Below are 14,321 nucleotides of genomic sequence, written 5' to 3' on the forward strand. Positions count from 1 at the left end.
TTCGTGCTGACCTGCCAGTGCCATCCGGTGAGCGAGCGCGTGGTTGTGAGCTTCGACGAGCGGTAAGCGACGTCCCGCCGGCATTCGATTCGCGTAAACTAGGATCGCTCACCCGAGCGGTCCTTTCGTCTTTCCGGCAGCCGACACCGATGAACACGATTCATGTCACGAATGGCGATAGCGCGGCCCAATCGCTCACCGAAGCCCTGCTGCGCGCGGAACGCGATGAGCGCGTCATTGCGCTGCGCGACGATCTCGCCGTCGGTCCGCTTAGGGACATCGACGAATCGGTGCTCGCGCGCGCCACGTTCTGGCGTCAGATCATAACGAGCGGCATCGACTTCGAAGACGAACTCGAACAGCAACAGGCGCTCTTCACCCGCCTCGCGCGCGGCGACGGACAGATCGTCGTGTGGCACGGTCAGAGCGCGGCGGATCAGCTCACGTTGCGACGCGTCGCCTATCATCTGCGCAATGCGCCGCAGCGCCTGAACGAAGCAAAACTCACGTACGACGATCTGTCGATCGGAACCGACGACAGCGAGCCGCAACGCGTCAGCCGCGAAGACCGCGCGACGGCCGTCGGCATGTTCTCGCCGAAGCAACTGGTCGCGAAGCTGCCGACCGCCGCGCCCATTTCCGTGCTGCGCATCAGCCGGCTCGCGCTCGAATGGCAGGAAGCGAAGTACGCCAACGCGGAAACGCGCCGGCTGCGCGACAACATGCTCGTATCGGGAACGTGGACCGACGTCGACGAAGCGCTGCTCGATCTCGCCAGTCCAGAATGGAAGCCGGCCGCCCGCATCGCCGGCGCGGCGATGGCACAGCGCTTCGATTTCCTGCTCTCCGATGCCGTCGCGTTCTGGCGTTGCCGCGAACTCGTGATGGCGGGACGGCTTAAAATCCGCGGCACGCCGTCCGAAATCAGTCAGGCCGAACTGCGCCGCTGAATCCATATTTATAAGAACGCATTCTTCGAACACATGGCCCGTACCAAAGCGCCCGATCACGAGACGCAACGCGAACAGATCCTCGAACTCGCCGCCGCGAAATTCGCGCAGACGAGCTATCCCAGTACCTCGATGGCCGATCTCGCCGCGGCGAGTGGCACGTCGAAAGCCCGCCTCTATCACTATTACGAGAGCAAGGAAGCGATCCTCTTCGATCTGCTCGATCGCTACACGAAGCGGCTGATGCTGATCATCGCGGAGGTCGAAGGCGCGAGCCAGCGGCGCGGACTGGGCGAGCGCGAGGCGTTCGCCGAGCTCGTGCGCGCGTTCCTCGCCGAATATGAGACGTCGCACAGCCGGCACGTTGCGCTGCTGAACGACGTGAAGTATCTCGAAGAGGCGCAGCGCGAAATCGTCCTCGATCGTCAGCGCGACATCGTGGCGGCGTTCGCGCGACAACTGGCGCGCGCGTATCCGAAACGCGCGACCAAGGACAATCAGACCGCCCTCACGATGATGGTGTTCGGCATGATCAACTGGACGTTCACCTGGCTCAAGCCGGGCGGAAAGCTCGGCTACAGCGAATTCGCCGAGCAGGTCGTCGACATGATCGAAAATGGGTTAAACGTCGACCGTTAGAAAATGCCGCGGCACAACAGACTCACCGGTCGGTGAACCGTTGCGTTCACGCAACCTGTTAAGCGACTGATTTCATTGACCTAAATTGATTTCAGCGCACGTTTAGAACGTCACGTCTAATCGGTTTTAAGGGTTTTCCCGTACTCGCTTCTCCCAGATCGGCTAGAATTCGTTTTGCTTTGCAGCACGCTGCATGACGAATCGAAGGAGAAACGACCGTGGAACTGACTATCAACCGCACTGCCGAGCAGATCGTCGCGCACGATCAGCCGCTCAAAGACGCGCGTATGCCGGTTCTCGTCCGCGAGTTGTCTTCGGCGGATCGCGAGCGTCTCCTCACGCACTTGCTCGCGCTCGATGAAGACGACCGTCTTCTGCGGTTCGGCCAGATCGTGCCGGACCACGTCATCGAGAACTACGTGCGCAACATCAATTTCGCGGACGACAAGGTGTTCGGTGTCTTCGGCAGCGCGCTCGAATTGATCGGCGTCGGCCATCTGGCCTATCTGCCCGCCGAAGGCGACAAGCGCACCGCCGAGTTCGGCGTGTCGGTGCTCGAAAGCGCCCGCGGCCGCGGCGTCGGCTCGAAGCTCTTCGAGCGCGCCGCCATGCGCAGCCGCAACACGCACGTGTCGGTGCTCTACATGCACTGCCTGTCGCGCAACTCGACCATGATGCACATCGCGAAGAAGTCGGGCATGAAGATCGAGTACGCGTACGGCGAAGCGGACGCCTATCTGTCGCTCGCGCCGGCCGATCAGACCAGCATCATGGCCGAAATGCTCCAGGAGCAAGCGGCCGTGTTCGACTACGCGATCAAGCGTCAGGCGCATCGTGCGTCGCAGGTTTTTCAGGCGTTCGTTCCGACGGCGGACGCAGCTTAACCATCATCGAGAACAGCGCGGGGTTTGCGCTGCGAGCGGGACCAGCAAGGGCGGCATCGACCGCCCTTTTTCATTTCAGCGCAACGGCAGAACCGTCGTCTCCTTGATGCGCTCCAGCGAGAAGCTCGAGCGTACGTCAATCACCGATGGATGATGCAGCAACTCGTCCTGCACGAAGCGCGAAAAGTCATCCATGTCGCGCACTTGCACGCGCAGCAGAAAGTCCATCTCGCCGGTCATCGCGTCGCACGCGACGACTTCCGGCCATGAACGCACGGCTTCGCGAAAGAGATCGCCGTGCGTCGGCGCCTTCGGCGTGCCCGCCGCGGCCTGCGTGCCGCCGCGCTTTTCCAGACGCACGTTGATATAGGCAAGCAAGCCGAGCCCGAGTTTTTTTGCGTCGAGCAACGCGACGTATCCGCGAATGACGCCGATCTCCTCCAGCCGACGGATGCGCCGCAAGCACGGACTCGGCGACAGATTCACGCGCTCGGCGATCTCCTGATTCGACAGCCGGCCATTTTCCTGAAGGATCGCAAGAATGCGGCGGTCTATCATGTCCAATTCGGGTTCGGCCATTTCATAGCTCCGGAATGCACTCGATTAGCAGTATCGTGCGCAATCTTATGGATGCGCGATTTGTTTCGCAAGTTTTTGCCATCGCCATCTGACTAAACTGTCTTCACGTCGCGCACACGCGCCGCACGCCAATCAGGAGACATGCATGACCGCAACGACTTGGGACAATCCCGTCGGCACCGACGGCTTCGAGTTCATCGAATACACCGCGCCGGATCCCGTCGCGCTCGGGAAACTGTTCGAGCAGATGGGCTTCACGGCGATCGCGAAGCATCGTCACAAGGATGTGACGCTGTATCGGCAAGGGGAAATCAACTTTATCGTGAACGCGGAGCCGGATTCCTTCGCGCAGCGCTTTGCGCGTCTGCACGGGCCGTCGATCTGCGCGATCGCATTCCGCGTCGCCGATGCCGCCAAGGCGTATCAGCGCGCGCTCGAACTCGGCGCCTGGGGTTTCGACAACAAGACCGGTCCGATGGAGCTGAATATCCCGGCGATCAAGGGCATCGGCGATTCGCTGATCTATTTCGTGGATCGCTGGCGCGGTAAGAACGGCGCGCAGCCGGGCAGCATCGGCGATATCAGCATTTACGACGTCGATTTCGAGCCGATCCCGGGCGCGGAGCAGAATCCGGTCGGCCACGGCCTCACGTATATCGATCACCTGACGCACAACGTGCATCGCGGCCGCATGGTCGAATGGGCGGAGTTCTACGAGCGGCTCTTCAACTTCCGCGAAGTGCGTTACTTCGATATCGAAGGCAAGGTGACGGCAGTGAAGTCGAAAGCGATGACCTCGCCGTGCGGCAAGATCCGCATTCCGATCAACGAGGAAGGCTCGGAGAACGCCGGCCAGATTCAGGAATATCTCGACGCGTACCACGGCGAAGGCATTCAGCACATCGCGCTCGGCACGGGCGACATTTACGGCACCGTCGACGGACTGCGCGGCGCGAAGATCGCGCTGCTCGATACCATCGACACGTATTACGAACTCGTCGATCGTCGCGTGCCGGGGCATTGCGAATCCGTCGCGGAACTGAAAAAGCGCAAGATTCTGATCGACGGCACCAAGGACGAAATCCTGTTGCAGATCTTCACGGAGAACCAGATTGGGCCGATCTTCTTCGAGATCATTCAGCGCAAGGGCAATCAGGGCTTCGGCGAAGGCAACTTCAAGGCGCTGTTCGAATCGATCGAACTGGATCAAATGCGCCGTGGCGTGCTGAAGGACACCACCGCGAGCTAAGAAATACGAGCGGCACAAAAAAAGGGACATGAACTTCATGTCCCTTTTTCCATTCCGGCGACCCGCTTTGTCGGCGCGGACCGCGACGATCGGGTCAGCCCGCCGTCTCGTCGTCGCTGCTTTCGGATTCGCGGCGCTGTTGGGCGCCAGCCTGAACCGACTGAACGCGCACTTGCGCGACCTGTGCAACCGACGACGCCCCGAACGGCGAGGCATTATTCGCCCGTGCGCCGCCAACGGGCGCGCTAATGGCGAAAAAGGCTGCCGAAACCATCAAGAAATTCTGGATGTGGCGTTGTTTCATCGTTATCTCCTTCTAACTGCTTGCGTACAACTCGCTTTCGGAAGCCAAAACGTGCTTAAAAAGATGGCACGGGATTTCCGGAAGCGCCATTTTAGACAGAGCTGAGCGGCAGGGTTCCGCAGATCGGTCGGTTTTCACGATGTAACAAAACCTTCCCGATCACGGTCAAATCGTCAAGGAATTGACGCAAAGCGCAACCAAGCGAGGAATTTTTAACGGGTTTGTCCCACTGTCTCGAAAACCCTTAGACCGGCAAACTGGAATCCCGGCCCGACCGTTCATAAGACGCGACGGCCCGAAACATGCTTTGGTGATCCCAAACCTCGGGTGGAGGAAGACACATAATGAACGCCCCGCTAGACGCAGAACAAAGAGCTTCGCTAGAAGCCGCGCTGAAGTCCGTCACGCTCGACGACAAATACACGCTCGAACGCGGCCGCGCCTACATGAGCGGCATCCAGGCGCTGGTGCGTCTGCCGATGCTCCAGCAAGAGCGCGACAAAGCCGCTGGTCTCAATACGGCCGGATTCATCTCCGGTTATCGCGGTTCTCCCCTCGGTGGTCTCGATCAGTCCCTCTGGAAGGCGAAGAAGCATCTCGCCGGGCATCAGATCGTGTTTCAGCCGGGCGTGAACGAAGATCTGGCCGCCACCGCCGTGTGGGGCTCGCAGCAAGTCAACCTGTACCCGAGCGCCAAATACGACGGCGTTTTCTCGATGTGGTACGGCAAAGGTCCGGGCGTCGATCGCTCGGGCGATGTCTTCAAGCACGGCAACTCCGCTGGCTCCGCGAAGCACGGCGGCGTTCTCGTGCTCGCCGGCGACGACCATGCCGCGAAATCGTCGACGCTCGCGCATCAGTCGGAGCACATTTTCAAGGCGTGCGGACTGCCGGTGCTGTTTCCGTCGAACGTGCAGGAATATCTCGATTTCGGCCTGCACGGCTGGGCGATGTCGCGCTACTCCGGCCTGTGGGTCGCGATGAAATGCGTGACAGATGTCGTCGAGTCGTCGGCTTCGGTCGATATCGATCCGCATCGCACGCAAATCGTGCTGCCCACCGATTTCGCGATGCCCGACGGCGGCCTGAACATCCGCTGGCCCGATCCGCCGCTCGTGCAGGAAGCGCGTCTGCTCGACTACAAGTGGTACGCGGCGCTGGCCTATGTGCGCGCGAACAAGCTCGACCGCGTGGAAATCGATTCGCCGCACGCGCGCTTCGGCATCATGACCGGCGGCAAGGCGTATCTCGACGTGCGTCAGGCGCTGACCGATCTCGGCCTCGATGACGCGACGTGTTCGCAAATCGGCATTCGTCTCTACAAGGTCGGCTGCGTGTGGCCGCTGGAAGCGCAAGGCGCGCAGGAATTCGCGCGCGGGCTGGAAGAGATTCTCGTCGTCGAAGAAAAGCGCCAGATTCTCGAATACGCGATCAAGGAAGAGCTGTACAACTGGCCGGATGCGCAACGTCCGCGCGTCTACGGCAAGTTCGACGAGAAAGACGGCGCCGGCGGCGAATGGTCCGTGCCGATGGGCAACTGGCTTCTACCCGCGCACTACGAGCTGTCGCCCGCGATCATCGCGAAGGCGATCGCCACGCGCCTCGAAAAGTTCGATCTCCCCGCCGACGTGCGTGCGCGCATCGCGACGCGCCTCGCCGTGATCGACGCGAAGGAGAAATCGCTCGCGCGGCCGCGCGTCGAGGCGGAGCGCAAGCCGTGGTTCTGCTCGGGCTGTCCGCACAATACGTCGACGAACGTGCCGGAAGGATCGCGCGCGATGGCCGGAATCGGCTGTCACTACATGACGGTCTGGATGGACCGCAACACGAGCACGTTCAGCCAGATGGGCGGCGAAGGCGTCGCGTGGGTCGGCCAGGCGCCGTTCTCGAACGACAAGCACGTCTTCGCGAATCTCGGCGACGGCACGTACTTCCATTCGGGCCTGCTCGCGATCCGCGCGGCGATCGCGGCGAAGGTGAACATCACCTACAAGATTCTTTACAACGATGCCGTCGCGATGACGGGCGGCCAGCCCGTCGACGGCGTGCTGACCGTGCCGCAGATCACGCATCAGCTCGCGGCGGAAGGCGCGGCGAAGATCGTCATCGTCACGGATGAGCCGGAGAAGTACACGGCGAACGTCGGACTCGCGCCGGGCATCGACGTGCATCATCGCGATGAACTCGACGATATCCAGCGCCAGTTGCGCGACATTCCGGGCACGTCGATCCTGATCTACGACCAGACCTGCGCCACCGAGAAACGGCGTCGCCGCAAACGCGGCGCGTTTCCCGATCCGGCGAAGCGCGTCGTCATCAACGAGGCCGTGTGCGAAGGTTGCGGCGATTGCTCGGTGAAGTCGAATTGCCTGTCGGTGGAACCGCTCGAAACCGAGTACGGCACGAAGCGGCAGATCAACCAGTCGACGTGCAACAAGGACTATTCGTGTCTGAACGGCTTCTGCCCGAGCTTCGTCACGGTGGAAGGCGGGCAGTTGAAGAAACCGAAGGCGACGAGCGTCGCGAGCGATGCGATGCCCGCCGTGCCCACGCCCGAGCTGCCGGAAATCGGGCGGCCGTATGGCGTGCTGGTGACGGGCGTCGGCGGAACGGGCGTCGTGACGATCGGCGCGCTGCTCGGCATGGCGGCGCATCTGGAGCAGAAAGGCGTCACCGTGCTCGACGTCACCGGTCTTGCGCAGAAAGGCGGCGCCGTGATGAGCCACGTGCAGATCGCGAATCGTCCTGCCGATATCCACGCGACGCGCATCGCGATGGGCGAGGCGGATCTCGTCATCGGCTGCGACGCGATCGTGACCGCGAGCAACGAATGCGGCTCGCGGATGCAGCCGGACCACACGCGCGTCGTCGTGAACAGCGCGCAAACGCCGACCGCCGAGTTCATCAAGAATCCGAACTGGAGCTTTCCGGGCGCGAGCGCCGAGGCGGATATCCGCGCGGCGGCGGGCGAGCACGTCGCGCTCGTCGATGCCAACCGCTTCGCCGTCGCGCTGATGGGCGACGCGATTTATACGAATCCGTTCGTGCTCGGGTTTGCGTGGCAGAAGGGCTGGGTGCCGCTGCGGCATGAATCGCTGGTGCGCGCGATCGAATTGAACGCGGTGCAGGTCGAGAAGAATCTCGCGGCGTTCGAATGGGGACGACGCGCGGCGCACGATCTTTCGTCGGTTACGCGGCTCGCTCACGGGACGCAAACGCAAGACGCGCCGGGCAAGATCATTGCGCTGCATACGCCGAAGGCGCTCGATACGCTCATCGACAAGCGGCTCGACTATCTCGCGAAGTATCAGAACACGGCTTATGCGGCGCGGTATGGGCGGCTGGTCGCGTCGGTGCGCGCGAAGGAAGCGGAACTCGGAACCGGTGATTATTCGTTGACGGAAGCTGTCGCGAAGAATCTTCACAAGCTCATGGCTTATAAGGACGAGTACGAAGTCGCGCGCCTGTATGCCGATCCGGTTTTCCTCGACAAGATTCGCGGGAGCTTCGAAGGCGACTGGAAGATCAAGGTGCATCTCGCGCCGCCTTCCTTGTCGAAGAAGGATTCGCATGGGCATCTGGTGAAGAAGCAGTACGGCCCGTGGATGATGTCCGCGATGCGTGTTCTCGCTCGTTTCAAGTTCCTGCGCGGGACGGCGCTCGACCCGTTCGGACGCACGGAGGAGCGGAAGATGGAGCGCGCGTTGATCGGCGAATACGAAGCGCTGGTGAAGGAGCTGATCGGCGGATTGACGGCAGAGAAGCTGCCGCTCGCGATCGAACTGGCGAATCTGCCGGATTCGATGCGCGGGTATGGGCACATCAAGGAAAACAACGTGAAGGCCGCGAAGCTGAAGTGGGAGAAGTTGCTGGGACGGTGGCGCGATCCGCAGGGTGACGAAAAGCGACAAGTAGCCTGACGCGCTGGCTCAAAAAAAAAACGGCGATCCTTTCCGGATCGCCGTTTTTCTTTCAGCGCAGCAAATAAACCTTACTTCGCCACCCGCGCATTCGCGCTCGCCACCGCCGTCATATTGATGATCCGACGCACGGTCGCCGCCGGCGTGAGGATATGAACCGGCTTCGCGGCACCCAACAAGAACGGCCCGACCGTCACGCCTTCGCCGCTCACCATCTTGAGCAGGTTATACGTGATGTTCGCCGCCTCGACGTTCGGCATGATGAGCAGATTCGCCTCGCCATGCAGCGTCGTGCCGGGGAACGAAGCCTTGCGCACGGCTTCCGACAAAGCCGCGTCGCCGTGCATTTCACCGTCGATTTCGAGATCCGGCGCGCGCTCGGCGATCAGCTTGCGCGCTTCGGCCATCCGGCTCGCCGATGCGCTCGGCACGCTGCCGAAGTTCGAATTCGACAGCAGCGCGACCTTCGGCTGCACGCCGAAACGCTCGATCTCGCGCGCGGCGAGAATCGTCATGTCGGCGAGCTGTTCGGCCGTCGGCGTCTCATTGACGTACGTGTCGCTGATGAACAGATTGCGCCCTTGCAGCATCAGCAAGTTCATCGCCGCGAAGTTGTTGGCGCCTTCGGCCTTGCCGAGCACCTGATCGATGAACTTCAGATGATCCTGATACGTGTCGATGAGACCGCAGATCATCCCGTCCGCGTCGCCGGTATGAACCAGAATCGCGCCGATCAGCGTGTTGAACTTGCGCAGCGCGGCCTTCGCGCTTTCGGGCGTCACGCCCTGACGCGCGGCGATCTCGTGATACGCCTGCCAGCTCTTCTGATAACGCGGATCGTCTTCCGGATTCACGATCTCGAAATCGACGCCTGGCTTCAGCTTCGAGCCCATCTTCTGCAGACGCATCTCGACAACCGCCGGACGCCCGATGATGATCGGCTTCGCGATCTTCTCCAGCAGCACGAACTGCGCGGCGCGCAGCACGCGCTCGTCCTCGCCTTCCGCGAACGCGATGCGCGCCGGCGCCGCCTTCGCCGCCGCGAACACCGGGCGCATCACCATGCCCGTGCGATACACCGTCGCGCCGAGCGTCTCGCGATACGCGTCCATGTCCTTGATCGGACGCGTCGCCACGCCCGAATCCATCGCGGCTTGCGCGACAGCCGGCGCGATCTTGATGATGAGGCGCGGATCGAACGGCTTCGGAATCAGATATTCCGGACCGAATTCCAGCGAATGACCTTCGTATGCCTTCGCGACTTCATCGCCCTGATCGGTCTCTTCGGCGAGTTCCGCGATCGCGCGCACGCACGCGAGCTTCATCTCTTCGGTGATCGTCGTCGCGCCGACATCCAGCGCGCCGCGGAAGATAAACGGAAAGCACAGCACGTTGTTGACCTGGTTCGGATAGTCCGAACGGCCCGTCGCGACGATACAGTCCGGACGCACGCGCTTCGCTTCTTCCGGGCGGATTTCCGGCTCGGGATTCGCGAGCGCGAGAATCAGCGGCTTGTCGGCCATCGTCTGGACCATCTCGGCCTTCAGCACGCCCGCGCTGGAACAGCCGAGGAACACGTCGCAGCCGTGCATCGCATCGGCGAGGGTGCGCGCGTCGGTCGACGCCTGATAGCGCTCCTTCGACGCATCCAGATTGCCGCGGCCTTCGTAGATCACGCCCTTCGAATCGATCACGAGCGTGTTCGACTTCTTCAAACCCAGATGCACGAGCAGATCCAGACACGCGATCGCCGCCGCGCCCGCGCCCGAGCAGACGAGCTTCACTTCCTCGAGCTTCTTGCCGACCACTTTCAGGCCGTTGAGAATCGCCGCCGAAGCGATGATCGCCGTGCCGTGCTGATCGTCATGGAAAACGGGAATCTTCATGCGCTCGCGCAGCTTCTTCTCGATATAGAAGCATTCCGGCGCCTTGATGTCTTCGAGATTGATGCCGCCGAGCGTCGGTTCGAGCATCGCGATCGCATCGACGAGTTTGTCCGGATCGGTTTCAGCCAACTCGATGTCGAACACGTCGATGCCCGCGAACTTCTTGAACAGGCACCCTTTGCCTTCCATCACCGGCTTGGCCGCGAGCGGGCCGATGTTGCCGAGTCCCAGCACGGCCGTGCCGTTCGTCACGACGCCGACGAGATTCGCGCGCGACGTGTACTTCTGCGCGTCGAGCGGTTCGTCGTAGATCGCCATGCAAGCGGCCGCGACGCCCGGCGAATACGCGAGCGAGAGATCGAGCTGGTTGGATAGCGGCTTGGTCGGAGTAACCGAAATCTTGCCGGGGCGGGGATTCTGGTGATACGCGAGGGCGCTTTGCTTGAGTTGTTCGTCCATGATTGACCTGAGACGTTTGGGAATTATTTGAACAGGGTTCACACTGCCGTCGACCGTGCTGCAATGAATGCGGAAATGTGAATCGATGGACCAAGTATCACGGCTCGGCACGTCGGATAGACGCAACGTGCCGCTCGGAAGGATGTGACGAGCGGACGGAGCCTTGGTTTTTTTGGGACGTCCAGTGTACACCGCGCACTTGAAATGACGCGATGCAACGTTTCAGCGCAATTTCGTCCGATGAAGCACGCTCAGGCGAGCTCGGCGCCGCGCTTTTCGGGGATCAGAAAGAGCGTCGCGATGACATCGAGCAGATAGATCGACGCGAGGAACGCGAGCGCGACCGCGAACGAATAGCGCGCCGCCAGCGCGCCGACCGCGACCGGTCCCAGACCGCCCACCGCGCGCCCGATGTTGAACAGCACGTTCTGCGCTGTCGCGCGCGCTTCGGTCGGATAGATTTCGGAGATCAGCGCGCCGTAGCCGCCGAGCATGCCGTTCACGAACACGCCCATCACCGCGCCGCCGATCAGCAACGCGGACGGGCTCGTCAGATTGGAGTAGACGAAGACCATCGCGACCGCGCCGATCTGATAGACGAGAAACGCGGGCTTGCGCCCGAAGCGATCCGCCGCGAGACCGAACAGCCAAATGCCGAGCGCCATGCCGAGCACGGTGGCCGCGGTCCAGAGACCGGATTTCGTAAGCGAGTAGCCGAACGTCTTCGACAGATAGCTCGGCAGCCAGATCATCAGCCCGTAATAGCCGAAGTTCTGCACCGAGCACAGAATGATGACGCCGATGCTCGCGCGCGCGGTGCGGGCGTCGTCGCAGAGACGTTTGAGCGGCAGCTTGCGGGCGCGGTTCGCTTTCGCGGCCGCGCGGCGTTCGGTGAAGAGCGCGGGTTCCTCCACATGCCGCCGCACGAAAAACGACGCCACCGCCGGCAGCAGCCCCACCGCGAACATGCCGCGCCAGCCGATCAGGGGGAGGAGCAACGGCGTGACGAGCGCGGCGGCGAGCACGCCCAGTTGCCAGCCGATTCCGACATACGACGACACGCGCGCCCGCAAACGCGCGGGCCACGCCTCGGCGACGAGCGCCATGCCGATGCCGAATTCCCCGCCCAGCCCGATCCCGGCGATGGTGCGGTAAATCAGCAGATCGCCATAGCCCTGCGCGAGGGCGCATAAACCGGTGAAGACGGCGAACACGAGAATCGTCCAGGTCAGCATGCGGACGCGGCCGAAATAGTCGGACAGCATGCCGAACACGATGCCGCCCGCGACCGCGCCGGTGAGCGTCCACGTGACGAGCGCGCCGGATTGCGCGGGCGTGAGATGCCGGTCGGCGGCGATCGCGGGCAGCATGAAGCCGAGAATCAGCAGATCGAAGCCGTCCATCGCGTAGCCGAGAACCGACGCGATGAGCGCCTGCAGCGCGTGGCGCGTGGGCGCGACGCTGGAATCTTGTGTAGAGGGAACGGATGTCATCGGCGATGTGAAGTTGCGCAACGGCGCCGCGAGTTTACGCGCGAGCGGCGCGGCTTCACAACCTGCAAACAATTCGCCCGGCCTCGCCGCCTCGGGTAAAATGCCGGGCTAGCTGTGCATGGGACGGCCTTAAGGCGCCGAACTAACGCGCCGAACTAAGGCGCCGAAGCGCCAAGTCCCGTCGACACGCGCGCAGGAAACGCCAAAAGCCATCCGAAAGGAATGCTCTTTCCGCGTCGATCCATGCGCCAGGGCCCGCGCGGCCGCCTCCCGCTTTCCAAGCGCCACACAAGTCCAAGGATTCGCCCATGACAGGCTTCGATCGCCAGACGATCTCCGACACCACCGCCAAGATGTTGCTCGAAGTGCAGGCGGTGCACTTCAACGCGGAAAAACCGTACATCTTCACGTCCGGTTGGGCGAGCCCCGTGTATATCGATTGCCGCAAGCTGATTTCCTACCCGCGCGTGCGCCGCGGCCTGATGGAGATGGCCGAAGCGACCATTCTGCGCGACGTCGGCTACGAGCAGATCGACGCGGTCGCCGGCGGCGAGACCGCTGGCATCCCGTTCGCGGCGTGGATCGCCGATCGCCTGATGGTGCCGATGCAATATGTGCGCAAGAAGCCGAAGGGCTTCGGCCGCAACGCGCAGATCGAAGGTTTGCTGACCGAAGGCCAGCGCGTGCTGCTGGTCGAGGACCTGACCACCGACAGCCGCAGCAAGATCAACTTCATCAACGCGCTGCGCACCGCGGGCGCGACGGTGAATCACTGCTTCGTGCTCTTCCACTACAACATCTTCAAGGAAAGCGTGTCCGTGCTGAAGGACATCGACGTCGATCTGCACGCGCTCGCCACATGGTGGGACGTGCTGCGCGTCGCGAAGGAACAGGGCTATTTCGAGACGAAGACGCTCGATGAAGTCGAGAAATTCCTGCATGCGCCGGCGGAATGGTCGGCCGCGCACGGCGGCGCAACTGCGGCTCCGCAATAAATATTGACAGTCGCAAGGCAATGAAAATGCAAAAAACCGCTGATTAAACTCAGCGGTTTTTTTAATTCTGCAAGCGGACGAACTAGAGCGAGTTCGGATTGGAAAGCGAGGAATCGTCGAGCGAGCCGTCGCCGGAATACGCCGACAGGTTCATTAATCCGTTGCTTTGCGCGTACTGAAACAATTCCGAATCGCGCTCGATGCCGAGTTTGCGCATCGCCGTATTCTTTTGCGTGCTGATCGTCTTGATACTGCGCCGCAATTGAGCCGCAATTTCGGTGATCGTCATGCCCGAGACGAACAGGCGCACCACTTCGAGCTCGCGCTTGGACAGGATGACGCTGCGCTGCTGCCCGCTCGCGCCGAGGCCCATGCTGTCGAGCGCGACCTTCACCGACGGCCCGAGGTATTCCTGGCCGCGCATCACGTGCTGGATCGCCCAGCCGATGTGATTCATGTCGTCGGCCTTGTTGATGATCGACATCACGCCGACCTCGCGCAAACGTTTGAGCAACGCCGGATTCTCGAGCATCGTCAGCACGACGAGTTTGACCCGCGGGAACTGCCGTCCGATGTAGCCGAGCAAGGGCATGCCGTCGCCGTACGAACCGCCGGGCATGGCGAGATCGGTGACGAGAACGTCGCAGGGAGACTTCTGAAGCAACTGGATGAGTTCGGTCGACTGACGCGCCTGCCCGACGACGTCAACCTCCGGAAACTTGTTGAGCGCCTGCGTCGCGCCGAAAAGGATCACCGGATGGTCGTCTGCGATAATGACTTTTATTCGCTGGCTCATTTAACTCTCCTGTATTTCAGTCGATTTGTTGCCGCGCGAATCTGCATCGAATTACTCATTTCTACATTCAATAGAGTCGGAAGTCGTCGCCGTCAAGGCGCTGCTTTCACTACGTCCAAACCTGCGAGCGCACAATGCGCCATCGGTTAAGTCCCAAGGAATCCAAG

General features: G+C 61.9%; 11 protein-coding genes. 6 read left to right on the forward strand and 5 right to left on the reverse strand.

Features of this window, described 5'->3' with window-relative positions; genetic code table 11:
- The first annotated feature begins 149 nt into the window (after nucleotides 1-149).
- From NCR93_RS12825 to NCR93_RS12835, 3 genes are all read left to right on the forward strand, one after another.
- Nucleotides 150-950 carry a DUF1835 domain-containing protein gene (locus NCR93_RS12825; protein ID WP_034473234.1) on the forward strand — a complete coding sequence of 267 codons (801 nt, stop codon included), beginning with the start codon at nucleotides 150-152 and terminating at the stop codon, nucleotides 948-950.
- A gap of 33 nt (nucleotides 951-983) precedes the next feature.
- A complete protein-coding gene (locus NCR93_RS12830; RefSeq protein WP_008352714.1) occupies nucleotides 984-1,589 on the forward strand; it encodes a TetR/AcrR family transcriptional regulator in 606 nt (201 codons plus the stop codon).
- A gap of 287 nt (nucleotides 1,590-1,876) precedes the next feature.
- Nucleotides 1,877-2,473 carry a GNAT family N-acetyltransferase gene (locus NCR93_RS12835; protein WP_250478912.1) on the forward strand — a complete coding sequence of 199 codons (597 nt, stop codon included), beginning with the start codon at nucleotides 1,877-1,879 and terminating at the stop codon, nucleotides 2,471-2,473.
- Nucleotides 2,474-2,548: 75 nt separating this feature from the next.
- Here the strand turns inward: NCR93_RS12835 and NCR93_RS12840 are convergent, their stop codons facing one another.
- Complete coding sequence (locus NCR93_RS12840; RefSeq protein WP_008352710.1) at nucleotides 2,549-3,052, reverse strand: Lrp/AsnC family transcriptional regulator; 504 nt, start codon at nucleotides 3,050-3,052, stop codon at nucleotides 2,549-2,551.
- 145 nt (nucleotides 3,053-3,197) lie between these two features.
- On the opposite strand from NCR93_RS12840, the gene hppD reads away from it, so the two are divergent.
- Entirely contained in the window at nucleotides 3,198-4,301 is a 1,104-nt protein-coding gene (gene hppD / locus NCR93_RS12845; RefSeq protein WP_008352709.1) for a 4-hydroxyphenylpyruvate dioxygenase, read from the forward strand.
- Between the two features lie 94 nt (nucleotides 4,302-4,395).
- On the opposite strand, the gene NCR93_RS12850 is transcribed toward hppD, so the two are convergent.
- Nucleotides 4,396-4,605 carry a hypothetical protein gene (locus tag NCR93_RS12850; RefSeq protein WP_008352707.1) on the reverse strand — a complete coding sequence of 70 codons (210 nt, stop codon included), beginning with the start codon at nucleotides 4,603-4,605 and terminating at the stop codon, nucleotides 4,396-4,398.
- 344 nt (nucleotides 4,606-4,949) lie between these two features.
- On the opposite strand from NCR93_RS12850, the gene NCR93_RS12855 reads away from it, so the two are divergent.
- Nucleotides 4,950-8,525 (forward strand): indolepyruvate ferredoxin oxidoreductase family protein, encoded by a 3,576-nt coding sequence (locus NCR93_RS12855; RefSeq protein ID WP_175979592.1) that lies wholly within the window; start codon nucleotides 4,950-4,952, stop codon nucleotides 8,523-8,525.
- Nucleotides 8,526-8,596: 71 nt separating this feature from the next.
- Here the strand turns inward: NCR93_RS12855 and NCR93_RS12860 are convergent, their stop codons facing one another.
- Both NCR93_RS12860 and NCR93_RS12865 read right to left on the reverse strand, forming a co-directional pair.
- Nucleotides 8,597-10,870, reverse strand: coding sequence for an NADP-dependent malic enzyme (locus tag NCR93_RS12860; protein ID WP_034473239.1), 2,274 nt, complete (start codon nucleotides 10,868-10,870; stop codon nucleotides 8,597-8,599).
- 251 nt (nucleotides 10,871-11,121) lie between these two features.
- Nucleotides 11,122-12,363: an MFS transporter gene (locus tag NCR93_RS12865; protein WP_250532239.1), complete on the reverse strand. Its 1,242-nt coding sequence runs from the start codon at nucleotides 12,361-12,363 to the stop codon at nucleotides 11,122-11,124.
- Between the two features lie 308 nt (nucleotides 12,364-12,671).
- Here NCR93_RS12865 and NCR93_RS12870 point away from each other — a divergent pair, with 308 nt between their 5' ends.
- Entirely contained in the window at nucleotides 12,672-13,358 is a 687-nt protein-coding gene (locus NCR93_RS12870; protein ID WP_008352701.1) for an orotate phosphoribosyltransferase, read from the forward strand.
- 82 nt (nucleotides 13,359-13,440) lie between these two features.
- On the opposite strand, the gene NCR93_RS12875 is transcribed toward NCR93_RS12870, so the two are convergent.
- The gene (locus NCR93_RS12875) at nucleotides 13,441-14,154 is read right to left on the reverse strand and encodes a response regulator (RefSeq protein ID WP_008352699.1); all 714 of its coding nucleotides are present in this window, start codon (nucleotides 14,152-14,154) and stop codon (nucleotides 13,441-13,443) included.
- Nucleotides 14,155-14,321: the final 167 nt, after the last annotated feature.

Origin of the sequence: Caballeronia sp. ATUFL_F1_KS39 (genome assembly GCF_023630985.1) — a bacterium.
In the GTDB taxonomy this organism is placed as follows: domain Bacteria; phylum Pseudomonadota; class Gammaproteobacteria; order Burkholderiales; family Burkholderiaceae; genus Caballeronia; species Caballeronia zhejiangensis.

What these genes read in the sequence shown, in the direction of transcription:
- NCR93_RS12865 (WP_250532239.1), bottom strand. Translation starts at nt 12,363, where the DNA reads ATGACATCCGTTCCCTCTACACAAGATTCCAGCGTCGCGCCCACGCGC.
- NCR93_RS12840 (WP_008352710.1), bottom strand. Translation starts at nt 3,052, where the DNA reads ATGGCCGAACCCGAATTGGACATGATAGACCGCCGCATTCTTGCGATC.
- NCR93_RS12830 (WP_008352714.1), top strand. Translation starts at nt 984, where the DNA reads ATGGCCCGTACCAAAGCGCCCGATCACGAGACGCAACGCGAACAGATC.
- NCR93_RS12875 (WP_008352699.1), bottom strand. Translation starts at nt 14,154, where the DNA reads ATGAGCCAGCGAATAAAAGTCATTATCGCAGACGACCATCCGGTGATC.
- NCR93_RS12870 (WP_008352701.1), top strand. Translation starts at nt 12,672, where the DNA reads ATGACAGGCTTCGATCGCCAGACGATCTCCGACACCACCGCCAAGATG.
- NCR93_RS12835 (WP_250478912.1), top strand. Translation starts at nt 1,877, where the DNA reads ATGCCGGTTCTCGTCCGCGAGTTGTCTTCGGCGGATCGCGAGCGTCTC.
- NCR93_RS12860 (WP_034473239.1), bottom strand. Translation starts at nt 10,870, where the DNA reads ATGGACGAACAACTCAAGCAAAGCGCCCTCGCGTATCACCAGAATCCC.
- NCR93_RS12825 (WP_034473234.1), top strand. Translation starts at nt 150, where the DNA reads ATGAACACGATTCATGTCACGAATGGCGATAGCGCGGCCCAATCGCTC.
- NCR93_RS12850 (WP_008352707.1), bottom strand. Translation starts at nt 4,605, where the DNA reads ATGAAACAACGCCACATCCAGAATTTCTTGATGGTTTCGGCAGCCTTT.
- NCR93_RS12855 (WP_175979592.1), top strand. Translation starts at nt 4,950, where the DNA reads ATGAACGCCCCGCTAGACGCAGAACAAAGAGCTTCGCTAGAAGCCGCG.
- hppD (WP_008352709.1), top strand. Translation starts at nt 3,198, where the DNA reads ATGACCGCAACGACTTGGGACAATCCCGTCGGCACCGACGGCTTCGAG.